At 64.8% G+C, this 21,620-nt stretch carries 20 protein-coding genes; 12 read left to right on the top strand and 8 right to left on the bottom strand.

The annotated features are described in order from the left end of the window. Positions 1-234: 234 nt before the first annotated feature. Positions 235-687 (bottom strand): DUF2214 family protein, encoded by a 453-nt coding sequence (locus tag R2N16_RS06750; protein WP_316664815.1) that lies wholly within the window; start codon positions 685-687, stop codon positions 235-237. Positions 688-735: 48 nt separating this feature from the next. Continuing rightward, positions 736-1,956 carry a CaiB/BaiF CoA transferase family protein gene (locus R2N16_RS06745; protein ID WP_316664868.1) on the bottom strand — a complete coding sequence of 407 codons (1,221 nt, stop codon included), beginning with the start codon at positions 1,954-1,956 and terminating at the stop codon, positions 736-738. 207 nt (positions 1,957-2,163) lie between these two features. Here R2N16_RS06745 and alaS point away from each other — a divergent pair, with 207 nt between their 5' ends. Next, positions 2,164-4,806 carry an alanine--tRNA ligase gene (gene alaS, locus R2N16_RS06740; protein WP_316664813.1) on the top strand — a complete coding sequence of 881 codons (2,643 nt, stop codon included), beginning with the start codon at positions 2,164-2,166 and terminating at the stop codon, positions 4,804-4,806. Positions 4,807-4,920: 114 nt separating this feature from the next. On the opposite strand, the gene R2N16_RS06735 is transcribed toward alaS, so the two are convergent. Then, positions 4,921-5,646 carry a nitroreductase family protein gene (locus R2N16_RS06735; RefSeq protein ID WP_316664811.1) on the bottom strand — a complete coding sequence of 242 codons (726 nt, stop codon included), beginning with the start codon at positions 5,644-5,646 and terminating at the stop codon, positions 4,921-4,923. A gap of 74 nt (positions 5,647-5,720) precedes the next feature. Next, positions 5,721-7,232 (bottom strand): FAD-dependent oxidoreductase, encoded by a 1,512-nt coding sequence (locus R2N16_RS06730; RefSeq protein WP_316664810.1) that lies wholly within the window; start codon positions 7,230-7,232, stop codon positions 5,721-5,723. A 50-nt stretch (positions 7,233-7,282) separates the two neighbouring features. On the opposite strand from R2N16_RS06730, the gene R2N16_RS06725 reads away from it, so the two are divergent. The 4 genes from R2N16_RS06725 (at position 7,283) to R2N16_RS06710 (ending at position 12,533) form a co-directional block, all read left to right on the top strand. After that, on the top strand, positions 7,283-7,774 hold the full coding sequence (locus R2N16_RS06725) for a MarR family winged helix-turn-helix transcriptional regulator (RefSeq protein WP_316664809.1): 492 nt from the start codon (positions 7,283-7,285) through the stop codon (positions 7,772-7,774). A gap of 236 nt (positions 7,775-8,010) precedes the next feature. Next, a complete protein-coding gene (locus tag R2N16_RS06720; protein ID WP_316664808.1) occupies positions 8,011-9,126 on the top strand; it encodes a purine-nucleoside phosphorylase in 1,116 nt (371 codons plus the stop codon). Next, positions 9,123-10,172 (top strand): purine-nucleoside phosphorylase, encoded by a 1,050-nt coding sequence (locus tag R2N16_RS06715; protein WP_316664806.1) that lies wholly within the window; start codon positions 9,123-9,125, stop codon positions 10,170-10,172. The genes R2N16_RS06720 and R2N16_RS06715 overlap by 4 nt, the downstream gene beginning before the upstream one ends. 240 nt (positions 10,173-10,412) lie before the next feature. Next, positions 10,413-12,533, top strand: coding sequence for a TonB-dependent siderophore receptor (locus R2N16_RS06710; protein WP_316664805.1), 2,121 nt, complete (start codon positions 10,413-10,415; stop codon positions 12,531-12,533). A gap of 6 nt (positions 12,534-12,539) precedes the next feature. Here R2N16_RS06710 and R2N16_RS06705 read toward each other — a convergent pair whose 3' ends face one another. The 3 genes from R2N16_RS06705 to R2N16_RS06695 form a co-directional block, all read right to left on the bottom strand. After that, positions 12,540-13,298, bottom strand: coding sequence for a slipin family protein (locus R2N16_RS06705; RefSeq protein WP_316664804.1), 759 nt, complete (start codon positions 13,296-13,298; stop codon positions 12,540-12,542). A gap of 11 nt (positions 13,299-13,309) precedes the next feature. Next, positions 13,310-14,704, bottom strand: coding sequence for an NfeD family protein (locus R2N16_RS06700; protein ID WP_316664803.1), 1,395 nt, complete (start codon positions 14,702-14,704; stop codon positions 13,310-13,312). 73 nt (positions 14,705-14,777) lie between these two features. Next, positions 14,778-15,686, bottom strand: coding sequence for a LysR family transcriptional regulator (locus R2N16_RS06695; protein ID WP_316664802.1), 909 nt, complete (start codon positions 15,684-15,686; stop codon positions 14,778-14,780). Between the two features lie 102 nt (positions 15,687-15,788). On the opposite strand from R2N16_RS06695, the gene R2N16_RS06690 reads away from it, so the two are divergent. From R2N16_RS06690 to R2N16_RS06665, 6 genes are all read left to right on the top strand, one after another. After that, on the top strand, positions 15,789-17,003 hold the full coding sequence (locus tag R2N16_RS06690; protein WP_316664801.1) for a YbfB/YjiJ family MFS transporter: 1,215 nt from the start codon (positions 15,789-15,791) through the stop codon (positions 17,001-17,003). 75 nt (positions 17,004-17,078) lie between these two features. Then, positions 17,079-17,864 carry a class II aldolase/adducin family protein gene (locus R2N16_RS06685; RefSeq protein WP_316664799.1) on the top strand — a complete coding sequence of 262 codons (786 nt, stop codon included), beginning with the start codon at positions 17,079-17,081 and terminating at the stop codon, positions 17,862-17,864. 46 nt (positions 17,865-17,910) lie between these two features. Then, complete coding sequence (locus R2N16_RS06680) at positions 17,911-18,099, top strand: 4-oxalocrotonate tautomerase (protein WP_316664797.1); 189 nt, start codon at positions 17,911-17,913, stop codon at positions 18,097-18,099. A 40-nt stretch (positions 18,100-18,139) separates the two neighbouring features. Beyond that, positions 18,140-19,177, top strand: coding sequence for a threonine aldolase family protein (locus tag R2N16_RS06675; protein WP_316664866.1), 1,038 nt, complete (start codon positions 18,140-18,142; stop codon positions 19,175-19,177). A gap of 14 nt (positions 19,178-19,191) precedes the next feature. Beyond that, positions 19,192-19,773: an NUDIX domain-containing protein gene (locus R2N16_RS06670; RefSeq protein WP_316664795.1), complete on the top strand. Its 582-nt coding sequence runs from the start codon at positions 19,192-19,194 to the stop codon at positions 19,771-19,773. A 47-nt stretch (positions 19,774-19,820) separates the two neighbouring features. Further along, entirely contained in the window at positions 19,821-20,048 is a 228-nt protein-coding gene (locus R2N16_RS06665; RefSeq protein ID WP_004629370.1) for a sulfurtransferase TusA family protein, read from the top strand. 85 nt (positions 20,049-20,133) lie between these two features. Here R2N16_RS06665 and R2N16_RS06660 read toward each other — a convergent pair whose 3' ends face one another. After that, entirely contained in the window at positions 20,134-20,766 is a 633-nt protein-coding gene (locus tag R2N16_RS06660) for a LysE family translocator (RefSeq protein WP_316664792.1), read from the bottom strand. Between the two features lie 332 nt (positions 20,767-21,098). Between R2N16_RS06660 and R2N16_RS06655 the strand changes: the two genes are divergently transcribed. Then, positions 21,099-21,515 (top strand): RcnB family protein, encoded by a 417-nt coding sequence (locus tag R2N16_RS06655; RefSeq protein ID WP_316664791.1) that lies wholly within the window; start codon positions 21,099-21,101, stop codon positions 21,513-21,515. Positions 21,516-21,620: the final 105 nt, after the last annotated feature.

The following is a 21,620-nucleotide window of genomic DNA, read 5'->3' as shown; positions in this document are numbered from 1 at the left end:
AGTCTGGTCTCCTCGGGGTGGCGTGCTGCGCCGGGTGTGGCAGGCCGCCTTGTGCCTTGGACGGCGACCAAGTTTGCACGCTAAGCAGACCGGCTTTCAAGCACCTTGCGGAGGGGGAGGGCGGCCCTTGCCATGGCCCGGCGCGGCGCCTGGGCAAACGATTCAGGGTTTGTCCCTAGCGCGGCCCCGTAGAAAATTCGGGGCCGCACAACGCGGTGGCTCGGCCCCGTGCAATTACATGCCGATACCGCGCGCCATCAGTACGGCCGCCAGCGGAATGAAGATGATCAGGTGCGACTCGATCATGACCCAGCGGCGCGTCTTGGCGATCTCCGATGGCGTGGGCACAAAGTCGGGCAGCGTCTTGCCTTGCTTCTTCCAGCGCAGGATCGTGACAGTCGGAATGATCGATATCAGCCCGATCAGGATGAACAGGCCAACCTTGACGTGGAACACCGGGTTGTGGACGTAGAACGCGTAGCCCTTGGCGCCGTAGAGCACGCGCAGCAACCCCGTTATCAGCACCGCGAGCGCGGCAATGCCAAACACGGCGTCATAGCGTGCCAGGCGTTTGCGGATCTCGGGCGTCATGTCGGGGCGCAGCACCACGGCCTCGGCAGTGAGGAAGACGATCAGCGTGAAGATCGAGATGTAATGCAGATAAGCCAGCAACGCGTCGAGCCACATGTTGACCTCTAAGGGTGGGGGAATGGTTGGCGTGGAGTGTGCTCGGGTTCAGATCACGCCGCGTGCGCGCAGCGTTTCGATCTGGTCCGGGTTCAGGTTCAGTACGTCGCGCAGCACGGTTTCGGTGTGTTCGCCCAGCAGCGGCGGGTGGCTCACGGCCGTAGTCGGCGTGGCGCTCATCTTGACTGGGCTGCCGACCAGCTTGACGGTGCCGGCGCTCGGGTGAGGAAGGTCCACGCGCAAGCCACGCGCCTGCACCTGCTCGTTGTCGAACACCTCGTCCAGCGAGTTGATCGGGCCGCACGGCACGCCGGCGGCTTCGAGCTTGTCGATCCATTCGCCTTTGCCGAAGCGCTTGACCATCTCGGCCAGGATCGGCACCAGCACGTCGCGGTTGGCCACGCGCTGCGGGTTGGTGGCAAAGCGCGGGTCGTCGGCCAGCGCGGGCATGCCGCCGGCGTCGACAAAGCGACGAAATTGGCCGTCATTGCCGACCGCCACAATGATCCAGCCATTGGCCGCCTGGAACGTCTGATAGGGCACGATGTTCGGGTGCGCGTTGCCCCAGCGCTTGGGTGCCTGGCCGCTGGCCAGGTAGTTGGTGTTCATGTTGGCCAGCATGGCGACTTGCACGTCGAGCAATGCCATGTCGATGTACTGGCCCTCCCCGGTGCGGTCCCGATGCGCGACCGCGGCAAGCACGGCCACAGTGGCGTACATGCCCGTCATCAAATCCGAGATGGCCACGCCCGCCTTTTGCGGGCCGCCGCCGGGCAGATCGTCGCGTTCGCCGGTCAGGCTCATGAAGCCGCCCATGCCCTGCACGATGAAGTCATAACCAGCGCGCGCGGCGTACGGGCCGGTCTGGCCGAAGCCCGTGATGGAGCAATAGACGAGGTCCGGCTTGACGGCCCTGAGCGATTCGTAATCGAGCCCGTATTTCCGGAGCTGGCCGACCTTGTAGTTCTCGAGCACCACATCGGCGTGTGCGGCGAGCTGGCGGACGATGTCCTGGCCTTCGGGCGTGCTGATGTCGACGGTGATCGACCGCTTGTTGCGGTTGGCTGCGAGGTAGTAGGCCGCTTCGGCGGTGTCCTGGCCGGCATCATCCTTCAGCCAGGGCGGACCCCATGTGCGCGTGTCGTCGCCGGCGCCCGGGCGCTCCACCTTGATGACGTCGGCGCCGAAATCGGCAAGGTTCTGCGCGCACCAGGGGCCGGCAAGCACGCGGGTCAGGTCGAGAACACGGAGATGGCTCAGGGCGCCCATGGATTGACGAATCGACACGATTGGAACGGGTGCACTCTACACCACGCCCCGGCGGGGCCCCAGCCCCATGCGGCCTACCGGGGAAAATGCGGCGCAGAATGGACGCGACCCGGGCGCGAACCCCGTATAATCAACGGTTTGCACTAATCCAAGGCGCTCAGGAGCGGCATGCTCCAAGGCGCAATGCTGACTCCGGCACCCCGCGACATGAAAGCCTCCGATATCCGCCAAAAATTCCTGACGTTCTTCGAGACGAAGGGCCACACCGTGGTGCGCTCCTCGCCGCTGGTGCCGGGCAACGACCCGACGCTGCTGTTCACCAACTCCGGCATGGTGCAGTTCAAGGACGTCTTCCTCGGTACCGACAAGCGCCCGTACGTGCGCGCGGCTTCCGTGCAGCGCTGCCTGCGCGCCGGCGGCAAGCACAATGATCTGGAAAACGTCGGCTACACCGCGCGTCACCACACGTTCTTCGAAATGCTCGGCAACTGGTCGTTCGGCGACTATTTCAAGCGCGACGCGCTCGTGTGGGCGTGGGAGCTGCTGACGCAGGAATACAAGCTGCCGGCCGACAAGCTGTGGGCCACGGTCTACCAGACCGACGACGAGGCCTACGACATCTGGACCAAGGTCATCGGCCTGCCGCCCGAGCGCGTCGTGCGTATCGGCGACAACAAGGGCGCGCCGTACGCCTCCGACAACTTCTGGCAGATGGCCGAGACCGGCCCGTGCGGTCCTTGCTCGGAAATCTTCTACGACCACGGCCCGGACGTGTGGGGCGGCCCCCCGGGCTCGCCGGAAGCCGACGGCGACCGCTACATCGAAATCTGGAACAACGTGTTCATGCAGTTCGATCGCCAGCTCGATCCGGCGACCGGCGAATACACGCTGACCCCGCTGCCCGCACCGTGCGTCGACACCGGCATGGGCATGGAGCGTCTGGCTGCGATCCTGCAGCACGTGCACAGCAACTACGAGATCGACCTGTTCCAGGCGCTGATTGCCGCCGCCGCGCGCGAGACCAACACCAAGGATCTGGCCAACAACTCACTGCGCGTGATTGCCGACCACATTCGCGCGTGCTCGTTCCTGATCGTTGACGGCGTCATCCCGGGCAACGAAGGCCGCGGCTACGTGCTGCGCCGGATCATCCGCCGCGCCATCCGCCACGGCTACAAGCTGGGCTGCCGCGCCGCGTTCTTCCACAAGCTGGTGGACGACCTCGTCGCGCAGATGGGCGAAGCCTATCCGGAACTGCGCGAGGCGCGCGACCGAGTGGTCGACGTGCTGCGCACGGAAGAAGCGCGCTTCTTCGAGACCATCGAGCACGGCATGTCGATCCTCGACGCGGCGCTGGGTGAGCTGAAGACCTCGGGTGCCAAGATGCTCGACGGCGAGTTGGCGTTCAAGCTGCACGACACCTACGGTTTCCCGCTGGACCTCACGCAAGACGTCTGCCGCGAGAACGACGTGATCGTCGACGAAGCGGCCTTTGACGCCGCCATGAACCGCCAGCGCGAGCAGGCACGCGCGGCGGGCAAGTTCAAGCTGGCCGCCGGCACGCTCGACTACACCGGCGACAAGACCACGTTCCACGGCTACGACCAGCTCGTGCGCGAAACCGCCCGTGTGACGGCGCTGTTTGTAGACGGTGCATCGGTGCAGGAAATGCACCCGGGCCAGACCGGCGTAGTGGTGCTGGACCACACTCCGTTTTATGCGGAATCGGGCGGCCAGGTCGGCGACCAGGGCACGCTCAAGGCCGCCACCGTCTGGTTTGACGTGGCCGACACGCTCAAGGTGCAGCCGGAAGTGTTCGGCCACCACGGCACGCTGCGCACCGGCGTGCTGAAGGTCGGCGATGCCGTGGCGGCGGAAGTGGACGCTGTGCGTCGCGCACGCACCATGCGCAACCACTCGGCCACCCACCTGATGCACAAGGCCCTGCGCGAAGTGCTCGGCAGCCACGTGCAGCAGAAGGGTTCGCTCGTCGATGCCGACAAGACCCGCTTCGACTTCTCGCACAACGCGCCGATGACGCCGCTGCAGATCCGCGAAGTGGAAGCGCGCGTCAACGCTGAGATTTTCGCCAACGCCCCGACTGCCGCTCAGATCATGGGCTTTGACGATGCGGTCAAGAACGGTGCGATGGCCCTCTTCGGCGAGAAGTACGGCGACGAAGTACGCGTGTTGTCGATCGGCACGTCGAAAGAATTGTGCGGTGGAACCCACGTGGCGCGCACCGGTGATATCGGTCTGTTCAAGATCGTGGCCGAATCGGGTGTGGCAGCGGGGATCCGCCGCGTGGAAGCCATTACCGGCGACAACGTGCTGCATTACCTGCAGACGCTCGACACCCGCATCAACGAAGCGGCTGCCGCACTGCGTGCACAGCCCTCGGAACTGACGCAGCGTATCGGCCAGGTGCAGGACCAAGTCAAGACGCTGGAGAAGGAACTGGAGCGCCTGAAGTCGAAGCTGGCCGCGAGCCAGGGCGACGAACTGGTGAGCCAGGCCGTGGACGTTGCCGGCATCAAGGTGCTGGCCGCCAAGCTGGATGGCGCCGATGCCAAGACGCTGCGCGAGACCATGGACAAGCTCAAGGACAAGCTGCAGACCGCCGCCATCGTGCTGGGTAGCGTGAGCGACGGCAAGGTGGCGCTGATCGCCGGCGTGACGGCTGACGCCACGGCCAAGGTCAAGGCAGGCGAGCTGGTCAACTTTGTCGCCCAGCAGGTCGGCGGCAAGGGCGGTGGCCGCCCCGACATGGCACAAGCCGGCGGCACGGAGCCGGACAACCTGCCGCAGGCGCTGGCCGGTGTGGCCGCGTGGGTGCAGCAGAAGGTCTGATGTAACGCTCAGCGTCAACAAACTGAGCCTGATGCGCTGAACGGCGCGCGTTCCCGGTAACGGGGCGCGCGCCGTTTTGTTTTTAGGGCGTTGTAGACAAGTGCCCCAATGCGTCTAGTGCGCGACCACCACGTCTGTCATCGAGCGGCGCCAACGTTCTTCGATCCTTGCGTCGTCGGCACGATAGCCGAGCGCAATCACGAGAGGGATCACGGACCCGCGCGGGAGATCCAGGATTCTGATGATCTTTGAGGCAGAAAAGCCCTCCATCGGGCAAGAGTCGATCCCTTTCGCGGCGGCAGCGAGCATGAGGGTGTGGGCCGCGAAGATCGCGTTGCGTGCCGCCCAATGCCGACTGCCGATGTGACCCACCGGAAGCAGAGACAAACTGGGTCGAATCCATGCCGCGAGAGACAGAAGCGGTGACCACGCGGCGGATGACCCCACAGCGAGGATCTTCTGAAACTTCCCAATTTGCTTGCGGTGATACGCCTTGGAGCGCTGTTCCAGCGTCGAAGAGGCGTCAACATGCGCGAGTTGCGCCCTTGCATTGCGTTTTGCGAGCGCGGGGCTCGCGACAACAACAATGATGTCCTGCGCCGATGCCGCTGCTTGCTGTCCGTTGCACGCCAACGCAACGCTGTCTTTTAAGGAAGCGTCTCGAATCCAGTGCAACTCATAGGGTTGGAGGTTCCCGCTTGAGGGCGCGAACGCGACTTCAGCAAGCAACGCGGAGATGTCCTCTTCGGGAATCCGAGTCGCGTCAAATTTACGGATGGCGCGGCGAAAGCGATTCGCGGCTTGAAAGCCGGCCCACTGCAATTGATCTTTCGTGTTCATAAGTGAAATCGTCCGGGAGGGCGTGTATCCGGCATCAGGCCAAAGGCGTTGCCCAGGTGCGTTGGGAAATCGCGTTAGCTGCAGGCATGGATGGGGGCGAGTCCTACCAGCGTGAGGTAGTCTTCCAGCACTTCGCTGTCGTCAGTTGCGGCGATGGCACCGATGTAGCCATCGGGGCGCACCAACACCCAATCGCCCACGGCGGGGGAGTAGGCATCATGAAAATGGCCTCCATCATCGAGCAGGTCGCCGCGCGAACCGAAGCGATGGATATGCAGGCCCGGACGCGGCGGCACCACGTCGCGCTCGACCCCGTAACCGAGCAACGTCCAGTGCGTTCCTCGGAACAAGTCGAACAACCGTGTTGGCTGGCCTCCCGCGCCCCGGATTGGCGCGTCGGGGGCGCGGTCGCCGGCCGACAAGCCGGCAACACGTCGGCGTGGTTCGAGCGCGAGTGAGGTGCCGGCGTAACCGATATCAAGTTGGTGCACCTCGCGGTCGCGGCGCATGTCACCCCGCTTGGCTGCATCGAGCAACTTGGTCGCCAGGCCCAGCATTGCGGCAGCGATCGGCCGGCGCTCCTCCTCATAGCTATCGAGCAATGTTTCGGGTGCTCCATGGGCGACAGCGGCGAGCTTCCAGCCCAGGTTGTATGCATCCTGTACGCTGGTATTGAGGCCCTGGCCGCCAGTCGGCGGGTGAGTGTGGGCCGCATCTCCAGCCAGGAACACACGGCCGACGCGGTAACGCTCGGCGAGCCGAGCATTCATGACGTACGCCGACGACCACGACACCGATTGAACGTGGATGTCATGGTGGCCGGTGCGTTTCCCCACCATGGTCGTCAGGCCTTGCGCAGACAGGTCGATGTCACCATCCAACGGAATCGGGCCTTGTATCTGGAACAGGCTGGTGCCGGCGAGCGGACAGAGTGCAATCTGGCGTTGCAAGTCCCCTTCGTTGAAGCGGTGCCAGGCATCTCGCGAAAGGCCCGTCAACACGACATCTGCCACAACGGCGCGGACGCCCAGTGTCTTGCCCGGAAATCCGATATCGAGTGCGCGGCGCACGAAGCTGCGGCCGCCGTCGGCGCCTACCAGCCAACGCACCCGAAACGATTCTTCTCCAGCCTGACTAACAATCCGCGCCGTCACACCCGCTGTGTCCTGCTCAAAACCGGTCAGTTCGTGGCCGAACTCGGGCCGATAGCCAAGCTCGGCCAGACGCTCGCGCAGCACGCTTTCGGTCAGGAATTGGGGCACCATCAGCGGAAGTTGATAGGGCTCAGCAGGCGTTGGCGCCTGATGCTCTATGACAAGCGAGTCGGTGTAGCTGCCATCGCTTAGATATCGCCGCTGCGGTGGGTAGGCGCCACCGGCCGCAGCGATGCGGTCCAGGACGCCGAGATCCTCAAAAATCTCCTGCGTCCGGGGCTGGATGCCCTTGCCACGTGACCCATGAAACGGATCACGCATCTTCTCAATCAAGCGAAAGGAAATCCCTCTTCGCGCCAACTCGATCGCCAAGGTCAGGCCCGATGCTCCCGCCCCGCAGATCAGCACATCGACTGCAAACCGCACTTTCATGACTGTCCATATATGTGTAATATGCACATATTAGAAAACGGGAGAAATGGATGTCAATAAAAAAAGTGCAAAATACACATATTGACGCTGAGCTCCGCGAGCTTCATGGGGCCTTGCTTGAGATCGTGGGTGTCATGAACCGGCCTCAGCGCGACGAAGCCATGGTTCGGGCGGCTGGCATATCGCTCGACCGGGCGTTGTTTCCGTTGCTGGTTTTGGTGGAGCGGCTCGGTCCTATCGGGGTGGTCGAATTGGCCGACCGTGTGGGGCGCGACTACACCACGGTCAGCCGGCAGGTGGCCAAGCTGGAAAGCCAGGGTTTGGTTTGCCGTCAGGAAAGCGCGGCCGACCGTCGTGTTCGGGAAGCCGTCGTCACCAAGAGCGGCAAGGCCATGACGGACCGCGTGGACAAGGCGCGGGCGAAGATCGGCCACGCTATCTTCGCCCAATGGAATGAGCAGGACGTGAAGGATCTGGTGCGCCTCATGCGGAAGTTTGCTGACGACCTCAAGGGTGAAGACTCGACCGATTCGGAACGCTAGGGATGACGGCTTTGGCGCACGATGCGCACCGGTGTGTGTGCTTGTCTATATGGGGTAGATAAGTTGCGCCAGCGTGTCCTGGCTGGAGACAGGCCGCGCCATCGCCTATACCCGGGAACGTGACAGATTGAGTGCGGATTGTGTGCCGCCTGGCAGGCAATTTGCATCGATGGCGCGCGCTGTTTCCCCACAGCGCGGGTTGATCCCATCCCTATCCCCAAAATCCGAGGAGAACCATGAGCGTCCTATCTGACAAGGTCGACGCCCCGCCACCGCAGCCGCCGCATCGGCTGCTCGGGCGCAAAGGCAAACGATTGGCGCGTGCCGTCGCGGTTGGCGCGTTGCTGGCGGCCGGCATTGGTGCATCGACACAACCGGTTGCGCAACTCGCGCCGGAGTCGCACGCGCGTAAGGTCAAGGTGCTGATCATCAGCATGTTCGCGCCCGAGGCGCAGCCGTGGATCGACAAGCTCGGGCTCACGCAGGACGTGCCGGTGCCGGGCCTGTCGATCGACTACCCGAACGTGCATTGCAACGCCAGTGACGTCTGCCAGCTCACCACCGGCATGGGCAAGGCGAATGCCGCGTCGTCGGTGTCGGCGCTGATCTACAGCGGCAAGTTCGATCTGCAGCGGACGTACTTCCTCGTGGCTGGCATTGCCGGGATCGATCCGTCGCAAGGCACGCTTGGCAGCGCTGCGTGGGCGCGCTTCCTGGTCGACAGCGACATCGCATGGGAGATCGATGCGCGCGAGGTGCCCGCCAACTGGCCCAACGGCTTCATCGGCATCAACACGCAGGGCCCGGGGCAGAAGCCGCCGCTGGACTACAAGACCGAAGTCTTCCGCGTGAACGAGGCGCTGCTGCAGAAGGCGCTGGCGCTTTCCAAGGGCGCGGTGCTGGACGACAACGCCACCGCACGGGCCTATCGCGCCAACTACCCGAGCGCACCGGCCAACCAGCCGCCCTCTGTCGTGCAATGCGACACCGCTGCGGGCAACACGTACTGGCACGGCGCCAAGCTGGGTGAGCGCGAGGCCGCGTGGGTCAAGCTGCTGACGGACGGGCAGGGCACCTACTGCACCACGCAGCAGGAAGACAACGCCACGTTCGAGGCGCTCACACGCGGTTCGAAGGCGGGCCTGCTCGACCTGCAGCGTGTGGCTGTGCTGCGCACTGCATCGAACTTCGATCGGCCGTATCCGGGGCAGACGCCGTATGACTCGCTGGTCAATAGCAACTCGGGCGGGTTCGTGCCGTCGCTCAACAACCTCTACCTGGCGGGCGGTCCGCTGGTCAACGAGATCGTCACGCGCTGGAGCGTGTGGAAACGCGGAGTGCCCTCGCCATGATCGATTCCCGACTCAAGATGCCCATGCCTCGTTTGCGTACGATCGCCAAGCTCTGCGCCGTAGGTGCCGCAGCGCTGACCTTGAACAGTTGCGCGTTTGATGGCGTCAAGGTCATCGTCATCAACATGTTCCAGGGAGAAGCCCAGCCCTTCATCGACCGCTACGACCTGAAAGAGAAGGTCTACATTTCCGGCCTGTCGCCCGACGCGCCCAACATGCTGTGCAACTACGACGGCATCTGCCAGGTCACCACGGGCATGGGCTACGCCAATGCTGCGTCGACGATTTCCGCGCTGCTCTACCGCAGCAAGCTGGACCTCTCGCACACCTACTTTGTGATTGCCGGCATTGCGGGCATCGATCCGGGGCAGGGGACGGTGGGCTCGGCGGCGTGGGCGCGGTACGCGGTCGATTACGGCCTCTCGCACGAGATTGATGCGCGCGAGATGCCGGCCGGCTGGCCTTACGGCTACTTCGGCATTGGCACCAAGGGGCCGGGCGAGAAACCGCCGATGGACTACCGCACCGAAGTCTTTCAGCTCAACGAGACGCTGCTGCAGCGCGCCTACACGCTGTCGAAATCGACGACGCTGGAAGACAGCCCCGAGGCCATCGCTTTCCGCAAAAACTACGCGTATGCGCCGGCCAATCAGCCACCCGCCGTCATCCAGTGCGATGTGGCTTCGGCCGATACATGGTGGGCCGGCCGCAACCTGGGCCAACGCGCGCGCGACTGGGTGAAGACGATGACCGACAACAAGGGCACCTACTGCACCACGGCACAGGAGGACAACGCCACGCTGGAGGTGCTGACGCGCGGCGCCCGGGCCGGCAAGGTCGACTTCAGTCGCGTGGCATTGCTGCGCGCCGGGTCCGACTTCGACCGCCCGTATGACGGGCAGAGCGCATCCGACGGGCTCATCAACTACGCGCAGCAGGGTGGCTTCGTGCCGGCCACGCACAACCTCGTCAATGCGGCCAAGCCGTTGCTGGACGACATCGTGCAGCACTGGCCGCAGTGGAAGCAGGGGGTGCCGGCCAATTAACCGTTGCTGACATCACATTTCAATCTGTATAATGCGAATCATTCTCATTTGATGGCCGGCAAAAGGCGAATGCCCGACCGCTGACCATCGCTCCTACCGGGCGAGCCAGCGGGTTTTCACCTGCCAGCCAACGGATCGACGCGCCGCGTGATGTTTTGCGGCGCGTTTTTTCATCCCCCAGCGCATGACTGCGTTGCAGCGCGTCCGGTTTCGCCAATCCTGATCGATCCACTATCTGCGATGACCCGCCATCTTGTGGCCAGTGCGGCGGCCCGCGCATTGTCTTGCGCGCTCGCCGCCGTTCCTCCTGCCGTTTTCACATTGGCGCATGCCGAAGACAGCCTGCCCGCCGCAGGTGCCGCCACAGTCGACCTGAACGAAACGACCGTCACGGCAGGCAGCCAGCGCGGCTTTGCTGCCAGCACGGCGCAGGTCGGCGCGTTTCGCGGCATGTCGCTGCGCGACATCCCTGCCACCGTGAACGTGGTCACGCGTGAGGCGCTTGATGCGCAGCAGGACACCTCGCTGTACGACGCGCTGCGCAATACGGCCGGTGTGACGCGCCAGCAGCTTTCAGGCGAGACGTTCGACAACCTCGCCATCCGCGGCGTGACGCTGGAGAACCGCACCAATTTCCGCTTCAACGGCTCGATGCCGATTCCGGCGCTCACGGCGATCCCGCTTGAAGACAAGGAACGCGTGGAGGTGCTCAAGGGCGTGTCGGCGCTGTATTACGGCTACACCACGCCAGGGGGTGTGGTGAACCTCGTCACCAAGCGGGCGGGCAACACGCCGGTCACTGCGCTGGGCATGCAGTTCGACAGCAACGGCACCGTGGTCAGCACGCTCGACGTGGGACGCCGCTTTGGTGAAGACAATCAGTACGGCATCCGCTTCAACGCGGCGGGCGGCTCGCTGCAGTCGCCAACCAGCGGCATTGACGGCACGCGGCAGCTTGCCGCGGTGGCCTTCGACTGGAAGGTCAACAGCCGCTTGAGCCTGAAGGCTGACCTGGAATACTCGCGCAAGGTCATCACCGAGCAATCGGTGGTGACGCTGCCCCCCGCCAAGAACGGCGTCATCACATTGCCGACCATGCCCGACCCGAGCAAACGCATTGCGCCAGGCTGGGCCGATTTTGACGGCAACAACACCAACGCGTTGCTGCGTGCCGATTACGCGCTCGCCGATACCTGGCTGCTGACAGTGGAGGGCGGCACGTCGGAGACGGCTCGCACGCGGGCATTCTCCGAATTTCGCCTGACCAACGCGGTGACAGGTGCGGGCACGCTCTCTGGCCAGCGCCAGAGCGGCCGCTGGAACACCAGTCACGTGCGGGCGGACTTCTCCGGTACCGAGAAGACAGGGTGGATCACGCATGACCTGACCTTCGGCGTCGCGCGTTCCGACATGCGTCAGGCGGCTGTGTACTCGGACCGCTTTTCGGGTACGCAGAACCTGTACAACCCGGTCGACCTTGGCTGGTTGCCGACTGCGGGCACCGGCTTTACGGCCGAGCAGCGTGCCGTGGATACGGGCGTCTACGCGCTGGACCGCATGACGCTGTCGCAGCACTGGCAAGTGATCGCCGGCCTGCGCTATACGCGCTACACCAGCGAGCAGGCGCCCAACCGCTACGAGGCCAGCAAGACGACCCCGCTGGGTGCGGTCATCTACAAGTTCACGCCCGCGCTGTCTGCGTATGCGTCGTATGCGCAGGGGCTGGAGGCCGGTGCGCGCGCGCCCAACACGGCCGCCAATGCCAACGTGGCGATGCCGCCGGCGCTCTCCGAGCAGAAGGAAGTGGGCGTACGTTATGAAACGCCTGCCGGTACGCAACTGGCCGCTGCCGTCTACGACATCGACCGCGCCGCAAGCTACACGAACGACGCCAACATATTCGTCCAGGACGGCCGCGAACGCATTCGCGGTATTGAGCTGACAGCGCAGGGGCGCGTGACGAAGGCCCTGTCGCTGCTGGCTTCCGCCGGCTGGACGGACGCGAAGTTCCGCGGCGTCGGCAACGGCCTCGACGGGAAAACGCCGGAGAACACCCCGCGCAGCACCGCCAGCCTCTTTGCCGAATACACATTGCCGATGCTGCGTTCTGTCTCACTCAACGCAGGCGCCTACTATCTGGGCCCGCGTCCGGTGAACGATGCCAACCAGGCAGAGCTGGGCGGCACGACGCTCTTCAGTGCAGGCGTGCGCTACGTGACGCGCATCTCGGGCAAGCGCGCCACGCTGCAATTCAATGTGGACAACCTGACCGACAAGCGCTACTGGGCGGGTGCCGGCAACAACCGTCTGTCGATGGGCGCGCCGCGGCTCTTCAAGCTCGGCATGAAGATCGATTTGTGATGCGTGTCAGCCGCCGGCGGCTTTCTTCACCGCGCCCAGCATTTCCATCGGCAGCGGAAAGACAATCGTCGAGCTTTTGTCGCCGGCGATCTGCGTGAGCGTCTGCAGATAGCGCAGCTGGATGGCCTCGGGCTGCTGGGCCAGCATGCGTGCTGCTTCCAGCAGCTTTTCCGACGCCTGCAGTTCGCCTTCTGCATGGATGACCTTCGCACGGCGTTCGCGCTCGGCCTCGGCCTGGCGGGCAATGGCGCGGATCATCGATTCGTTCAGGTCGACGTGCTTGATCTCCACGTTCGCGATCTTGATGCCCCAGGGGTCGGTCTGGATGTCGAGCACCTTCTGGATGTCCAGGTTGAGCTTCTCGCGCTCGGCCAGCATTTCGTCCAGCTCGTGCTTGCCCAGGATGGCACGCAGCGTGGTCTGCGCAAGCTGGCTCGTGGCTTCCAGGAAATTGGCGACGTGGATGATGGCGCGTTCCGGGTCGACCACGCGGAAATACACGACCGCATTGACCTTGACCGATACGTTGTCGCGCGAGATCACGTCCTGCGGCGGAACATCCATCACCACGGTGCGCAGGTCCACGCGCACCATCTGCTGCACCGCGGGTACCAGCAGCACCAGCCCCGGGCCCTTCACGCGCCAGAAGCGGCCCAGCATGAACACCACACCGCGCTCGTATTCGCGCAGCACGCGGAATGACGAGATGACGAGCAGTACGGCCAGGAAAATCAGGCCGCCTGCGCTGAAGAATCCGTAGACCATGTTGCTTCTCCTCAAGAGGACGCGGCGGCGGGTGCCACCGGCTCAACCAGCAGCGTCAATCCATGGCGGGCGATGACGCGCACGTGGTCGCCACGGGCAATGCCGCCCTCGCAGCGCACGCGCCAGCGCTCGCCGTGGATGCGCGCCCAGCCGTCGCTGTCGGCATCTGCATCCGGGGTGTCGACGTCCAGCACTTCACCCGTCATGCCGATGAGCGTATCGCCGCCGGTCACGACCGGGCGCCGTCGTGCACGCACTGCCAGGCTTGAGAGCGCAAGAACCACGGTCAGGCTCACGAAGGCCAGTCCGATAATGAGCGGAAGCGGCACGCCAAAGCCCGGCGTCTGCGTATCGATCAACATGACTGCGCCCAGCACGAACGCAACGATGCCGCCGACGCCCAGCGCGCCGAACGTCGGTAGGAACGCCTCGGCCACCATGCAGCCCAGCCCCAGGGCGATCAGCGCGAGCCCCGCATAGTTGATCGGCAGCATCTGCAGCCCGTAGAGCGCCACCACGATGCACATTGCGCCGAGGATGCCGGGCACGACCATGCCCGGCGTCGAGAACTCGAAGATCAGCGCATACACGCCCACCGTCAGCAGCAACAGCGCCAGGCTCGGGTCGGTAATGACGCCGAGGAAGTGGTTGCGCCAGTCCGGCTCCAGTGTCACGGTCGTTGCCTCGGCGGTATGCAGCGTGACCACGCCGGCGGAGGTGTGTACCGCACGACCGTCGACTTGCTTGAGCAGATCCGGAAGGTTTGCCGCAACAACGTCGATCACGTGCTGGCTGGCGGCCTCAGGCGCGTCGAGGCTCACGGCCTCGCGCACGGCGCGCTCTGCCCATTCTGCGTTGCGGCCGCGCAGCTGCGCCAGGCCGCGGATGTACGCCGCCGCGTCGTGCATCTGCTTGCGGGCCAGGGTGTCTTCATTGCTGGAAGGGGCGGCCGGCGCGCTGGCCGGCTTGGCGCCGTCGCCGGTGCCGGGAGCGTGGCCACCCATGCCGATCGCCACGGGCGAGGCGGCGCCCAGATTGGTGGCCGGTGCCATCGCCGCAACGTGACACGCATAGAGAATGTATGTGCCCGCGCTCGCTGCCCGTGCGCCGCCGGGCGCCACGTAGCCCGCCACGGGCACCGGCGACGCAAGGATGGCCTGGATGATCTGCCGCATCGACGCATCAAGGCCGCCGGGCGTATCCATTTGCAGCACAACGAGCTGCGCACCGCGATCGCGCGCCTCTTGCAGGCCCCGGATCACATAGGCTGCGCTGGCCGGCCCGATGGCTCCGGTGACCGGCAACACCACGACCGGCGCGGCTGCCACGGCAAGGCTGGTCCAGACCGCGGCGAGGGCCGCTGCCAACCATCCCATCCAATGCCGTATCCGCAACGACGGTCGCATCTGCGCCTCCGTCCGTGAGCGCCGCGCTTTGCCCGATCAGACCGGCGGCACGGTCCCGACACCCGCTTTCAGTTTAGGCAGCAATGGCCTCGCTTGCGTTCATGCTCGTCGCTGCGTGCGGCTCGTTCAGCACCTGCACCAGCGCTTGCAGGGCGGGGCCCGCCATATCACGGTGCCAGGCAAGCAGCGTGTCGACGCGGCCCGGCTTGCCGAGCGCGTGGATGCTGATTTCCGGCGCGTTCGTGTACAGCTCCAGCACCGAGCGCGGCACCAGCGCTACGCCAATGCCGGCCGCCGCGCAAGCAATGATGGCGTGGTACGACCCAAGCTCCAGCACCCGGGACGGCACCACGCCGTCTTCGGCAAACCAGTCTTCGATCAATTGCCGATACGCGCAGCCGGGTTCGAACGCGAGCATGCCGGCGGTCTGCACGTCCGCGGCGCGGCGGATGGGCGGATGGGCGCGGTGAGCAATCAGCACCAGTTCTTCGGCAAAGGCCGGCAGCGTCGTCATTGCGGCGCGGGTGTTCGCCAGGCACGCCGTTTCGGCAACGAACGCGCAATCGACTTCAAAGTTCGACAGCGCCTGAATGGACTGGCGCGTGGTCATCGTCACCAGCTCGAGCTGCACGCGCGGCCAGCGCTGATGCAGCGTGGCCAGGAGCGCTGGCAGGCGGCTGGCCGCCGTGCTTTCCATCGAGGCGATGCGCAGGCGCCCATGCGGCTCGCGCGGCTGCACGGCCTGGCGCGCCTCGGCGGCCAGGCGGAGGATGTCGTCGGCGTAGGCCAGCAAGGTCTGCCCCGCAGGCGTGAGCACCATGCGCTTGCTCTCGCGCACGAACAGTTGCACGCCGAGTGAGGTCTCGAGCTGGCGGATGCGTGTCGTCACATTCGACTGCACGCGATTCAACTGCTGGGCGGCTCGCGTGACCCCGCCTTCCCGCACGACCGTCCGGAAGATCTCGAGCGAGGAAAGATTCATGATGTATCTCAAACGCTAATGGGTTCGTTCAATATAATTCATTTTTCAGGATGAACGGCCCTGCGTACGATGAAGTGCCGATTTCCTCATCCGGGCCCTTCCATGGAGCACACGCTGTCGTCTACCTCTGCCTTGTCCGCCGCGCATTCCCAGCGGGCTGCCGCCTGGCGCGTCGCGATTGCGGGCATGGTGGCGCTGTCCGTGGCCATGGGCATCGGCCGCTTCGCCTTTACGCCGATCTTGCCGATGATGCTTCACGACGGCAGCCTGACGCTGGCCCAGGGCAGTTGGCTGGCCACCGGCAACTACCTGGGCTATTTCGTGGGCGCGCTGGCCTGCATGGCGGTGCGCGGCGACGCGGCACGGCTCATTCGCACCGGCCTGATTGCGACGGTGCTGCTGACCGCAGGAATGGGCATGCTCCAAGGGCAGCCTGCGTGGCTTCTTCTGCGTTTTGCGGCCGGCATGGCCAGCGCGCTGGTGTTCGTCTTCACCGCGGGCTGGTGCTTGCACCGGCTGACGGAGCTTGGGCACGCGGCGCTTGGCGGCATCATCTTCTGCGGGCCCGGCCTGGGCATTGCCATTCCGGGCCTGGCGGCCAGCGGCATGGTGGCGCTGGGTTGGCACGCAACGTCGGCATGGATTGCGTTTGGCGTGCTGTCGGCGCTGCTCTCTGCGGTGGTGTGGTCGACCATCCGGCCTGAAGCGCGTGCGCATGCCGCTGCGGCGCCCGCCGCGTCCGGCACGGCACCCGGGCTCGATGCGCCCACCAGTGCGCTCACGCTCGCCTACGGCCTGGCCGGCTTCGGCTACATCATCACCGCCACATTCCTACCCGTGATCGCGCGCAAGGTGTTGCCGGCGGGTTCTGTCTGGCCTGACCTGTTCTGGCCGATGTTCGGTGTGGGTGTGGCCCTTGGCGCCTTCCTTTCGACCCGGATCAGCCTGGCGCGCGACAACCGCTCGCTACTGGCTGCGGCGTATGCAATGCAAGCGGTTGCCGTGGCCATCAGCATCGTGTGGCCCACGGTAGCGGGGCTGGCGCTTTCGAGCACGCTGCTCGGCCTGCCGTTCACGGCGATCACGCTGTTCGCCATGCGCGAGGCGCGCCGGCTCTGGCCGCATGCCGCACCGCGCCTGATGGGACTCATGACGGCCGCCTACGGCATCGGCCAGATCATCGGGCCGCCGCTGGCGAACCGGCTCTTTGCGGCCACGGGCGGTTTCAATGCGTCGCTGGCCGTGGCAGCGGCGTCGCTGGTGGTGGGCGTGGCCACGTTCGTTGCTGTCAGGCGGGCGTCGCCGGCGCGTGCGTGATGCGCGGCATGTAAAGGCGCGCACAACGCGGTTGGCGCACCCGTTCTAGAATGCCTCCTCCATTGGAGGAGCCCCATGTCTTTTGCCCTGCGCCCCGATGCTGTCGTGCCCGGCGGCGAGATCAGCCAAGCCGAGCGCGCGGTGCGCGTCGACCTTGCTGCCGCGTATCGCCTGGCCGCGCTCAACGGTTGGGACGATCTGGTCTACACCCACCTGTCGGCCACGGTGCCGGGCGAGCCCGATCACTTCCTGATCAACGCGTTCGGTCTCGCATTCGACGAGATCACCGCTTCCAACCTGGTCAAGATCAATGGCCGTGGCCAGCTGGTCGGCGATTGGCCCGATGCGTCTGCGCGTCCGTCCGTCAACGTGACGGGTTTTGCATTGCACGCTGCTGTGCACGCCGCCCGGCCCGACGCGCAGTGCGTGATCCATCTGCATAACACGGCGGGCATTGCCGTATCGGCGCAGAAGCGTGGGCTGCTGCCGCTGTCCCAGCATGCGCTCCGGTTTCACCAGCGCATCGCGTATCACGATTACGAAGGCCTTGCCTTTACGCCGGAAGAGGGCGCGCGTCTCACTGCGTCGCTCGGCAACCATTTCGCCATGCTGCTGCGCAATCACGGCACGCTCACCATTGGCCGTACCGTGGCCGAGGCGCACGTGCTGATGGCCACGCTCATCAAGGCATGCGAAATCCAGGTCCAGGCGCTCGCCGGCGGCGAGGTCGTCTCGCCCGCACCGCACGTGGCAGACCGCGCGGCAGAACAGCTTGAAGACGGCGGGGCCATCGAAGGCGTGATCGAGTGGCCGGCGCTGTTGCGCAAACTAGATAAAATCGATGCTTCCTATCGCGACTGACGCAACTGGCGCGACTGTCGAAGCGACTCACCAAACCGGAGACACCATGCCGACTTTCCATATCGAGATGTTCGAGGGCCGCAGCGTTGAGCAGAAGAGGAAGCTCGTCGAAGAAGTGACACGCGTCACCTGTGAATCGCTGGGCTGCGCGCCGGGCGCCGTCGACATCATCATCACGGACATCAAGCGCCAAAACTGGGCCACCGGCGGCGTGCTGTGGTCCGAGCAGAAGTAACCCGTCTTCCACTCCCATTTGGCGGCCCGTCATGCAGCCCATGCAGCATTTCGCCTCAGACAACTACGCGGGCTTTTGCCCGGAGTCCCTGAAGTACTTCCTGGAGGCCAATGGCAGCGGCCACGAGCCGGCCTATGGCGATGATTCGTGGACGCAGCGCGTGTGCGACCGCATCCGCGACCTGTTCGAGACCGACTGCGAAGTCTTCTTCGTCTTCAACGGCACGGCGGCCAATTCGCTGGCGCTGTCGTCGCTGTGCCAGTCGTATCACTCCGTGATCTGTCACGAGCTGGCGCACATCGAGACGGACGAATGCGGCGGCCCCGAGTTTTTCTCCAACGGCTCCAAGCTGCTGACCGCCAAGGGCGAGAACGGCAAGCTCACCCCCGACGCGGTCGAAGCGCTCGTCACGCGGCGCTCCGATATCCACTACCCGAAACCGAAGGTCGTTTCGCTGACGCAGTCGACGGAAGTCGGCACGGTCTACACGGTGGACGAAGTCCGCGCGATTGCCGCGATTGCCAAGCGTCGCCAGTTGCGCGTGCACATGGACGGCGCGCGTTTCGCCAATGCGGTGGCGTCGCTCGGCGTGCATCCGTCCGAGATTACGTGGCGCGCCGGCGTGGACGTGCTGTGCTTCGGCGGCACGAAGAACGGACTGCCGGTCGGCGAGGCCGTGGTCTTCTTCGATCGCCGCCTGGCTGAAGATTTTGCGTATCGCGTCAAGCAAGCGGGGCAGTTGGCATCGAAGATGCGCTTCATCTCGGCACCGTGGCTGGGTTTGCTCGAGAACGATGTGTGGCTGCGCAACGCGCGTCACGGCAATGCGATGGCGCAGCTTCTGCATGCGCGCATTGCCGATGTTCCGGGCGTGCGCATCATGTTCCCGACCGAATCGAACGCCGTGTTCGCCGAGCTGCCTTTGCCCGCCATCGAGGCACTGCGCGCACGCGGCTGGCGCTTCTACACGTTCATTGGTGCCGGCGGCTGCCGCCTGATGTGCTCGTGGGACGTGCAGCCCGAGACGGTGGAAGCCTTCGCTGCCGACATCCGCGCGGCCTGTGAACAAGCTGTCTAACGCATCTCTCCACCATGAGCTTCGACTACCGTTTCTGCCCCCAATGCGCCACGCCGCTCGTCGAGCAGCACAACGCCGGCCGCCTGCGCACCGCGTGCCCAACACAGGACTGCGGCTTCGTCCACTGGAACAACCCGCTGCCGGTCCTGGCGGCGGTCGTGGAGTATCGCGGGCAGATGTTCCTGGCGCGCAATGCGTTGTGGCCTGAGGGCATGTTTGCCCTCGTCACCGGTTTTCTGGAACGCGACGAGACGCCCGAAGCGGGCATCGCCCGCGAGCTGAAGGAAGAGACGAACCTCGACGCCCAATCGATCTCGTTGATCGGCGTGTACGAGTTCATCCGCAAGAACGAACTGATCATCGCGTACCACGTCGTGGCCGATGGCGAGATCGCGCTGTCGGAAGAGTTGGTTGAATACCGCCTGAAGCCGTTTGAGAAAGTCCGACCCTGGACGGCCGGCACCGGTTATGCCGTCGCCGATTTCCTGACTGCGCGCGGGCTGCCCGTCAGCTACATCGACATCCGCACCGGCGAACCGGCCGAGCCGCCGCCGCGCCAATGGCAGCCCACGCGGCTCGTTACAATCCCGGAATGACTGATGCGAGCGGCACTGCGCCGCTTGCCCGTACCACTGAGGAAGACATGGAGTTTCAGAAGGAAATCGACGCGCGCGGCCTGAATTGCCCGCTGCCCATCCTGCGCACCAAGAAGGCGCTTGCCGACATGCAAAGCGGCGACGTGCTCAAGATTCTTGCCACCGACCCTGGCGCCACGCGGGACTTCCAGGCATTCGCCAAGCAGACGGGCAATGAGCTGCTGGAGCACAGCGAGCACGACAAGGTCTTCACGTTCTACATGCGCCGCCGCTGATCGGGCCGTGCGTTCAATGCAAGCGGGGCGATCCGGTTTGGCCGGATCGCCCCGTTGTCATTTGGCGGTGCCGCGGGCTGGTGCCTTATTTGCGGGCTTCCATCGCCATGCGCAGCGCCAGGCTGGTCAGCACGGTGCCCATCAGATAGCGCTGAACCGACAGCCAGCTCGGCTTGCGCGAGAGGAACGCCGCGATGCTGCCCGCCGTGGCGGCGATCATCGAATTGACGGTCACGCTTACGCAGATCTGCGTGAGCCCCAGGCAGACCGACTGCACCAGCACGCTGCCGTGCGCCGGCTCGATGAACTGCGGCAGCAGCGACAGGTAGAGCACCGCGACTTTCGGATTGAGCAGGCTGGTTAGCAAGCCCATCGTGTAGAGCTTGCGCGGGCCGTCCATCGGCAGTTCGCGCACCTGGAACGGCGCGCGGCCCCCAGGGCGCACCGCCTGCCAGGCGAGATACAGCAGATAGATCGCGCCGCCGAAGCGCAGTGCATCGTAGGCAAACGGCACAGCCATCAGCAAGGCGGTGATGCCGAATGCGGCACACAGCATGTAGAAGACGAAGCCCGTGGCGATACCCGCCAGCGACACCAGCCCGGCATTCCGGCCCTGGCAGATCGAACGAGAGATCAGATAGATCATGTTCGGGCCCGGCGTGAGCACCATGCCGAGTGCAACCAGGGCAAAGGTGAGCAGGTTGGCGAGGGTAGGCATGGTGGAATCGCAGTCTGCGGCAAGGACGAAGAGTTTGCAGGCTAGCACCGGTCGCCGATCGCTCAACAGGTACAGAAAAGCACAAATTTCAGCAATTCTGTATTGGTCCTCCGACCGTGGCCGTGGGGGGAACGGAAGGACGTGAAGGGTGCCGGTCAATTGCTATGGAGGCTGTGGAGCCCACGCGCCACGATTGGATAGCGCACGCGGTGCACAGCGCACAAAACATCACCTGTTACATCCTTAACGCGGTTCGTCACAGCCTCGCGCCGGTCTGCGGCCTAGAGTGGATACAGGGTCCGGCTTGTCCGGACGCTTCAAGGGAGCAAACCATGCAAAAAACCAAATTCCTGATGGTATTGATGCTGGCCGTATCCGCGCTCGCACCGCTGGCCGGCCATGCGCAAGACCGCGATCAACGCTGGGACCGCGACCGCCACGACGAACGTGTCGACAGGGACCGCCGAGGCGATCATGCCGACATGGACCGTCGTGGCGATCGTGCCGATAGGGAACGTCGTGGTGATCGCGCCGACATGGATCGCCGTGGCGATCGCGCGTGGGCCCATCGGTGGAACCGGGGTGAGCGCATTCCGCCCGAATACCGCGATCGCCAGTACGTCATCGACAACTGGCGCGAACACCGTCTCTCGCCGCCGCCGCGTGGCTATCACTGGGTCGGTGTGGACGGCGGCTACTACCTGGTGAGGCCGGACGGACTCGTCTTCAATGTGACGATCGGCAACTAAGGCATCGAACCGCTGCCTGAACAACCCGCGACTGCGAGAGCGTCGCGGGTTTTTCAATTTTTGGTGCGTGCAGGCTGCCGGGAAGGGGCGGCTTACAGAATGCTG

Source organism: Ralstonia psammae (assembly GCF_958405935.1).
In the GTDB taxonomy this organism is placed as follows: Bacteria; Pseudomonadota; Gammaproteobacteria; order Burkholderiales; family Burkholderiaceae; genus Ralstonia; species Ralstonia psammae.
The sequence above is the reverse complement of the archived record's forward strand: the minus strand, read 5'-3'. Positions and strand labels throughout refer to the sequence as shown.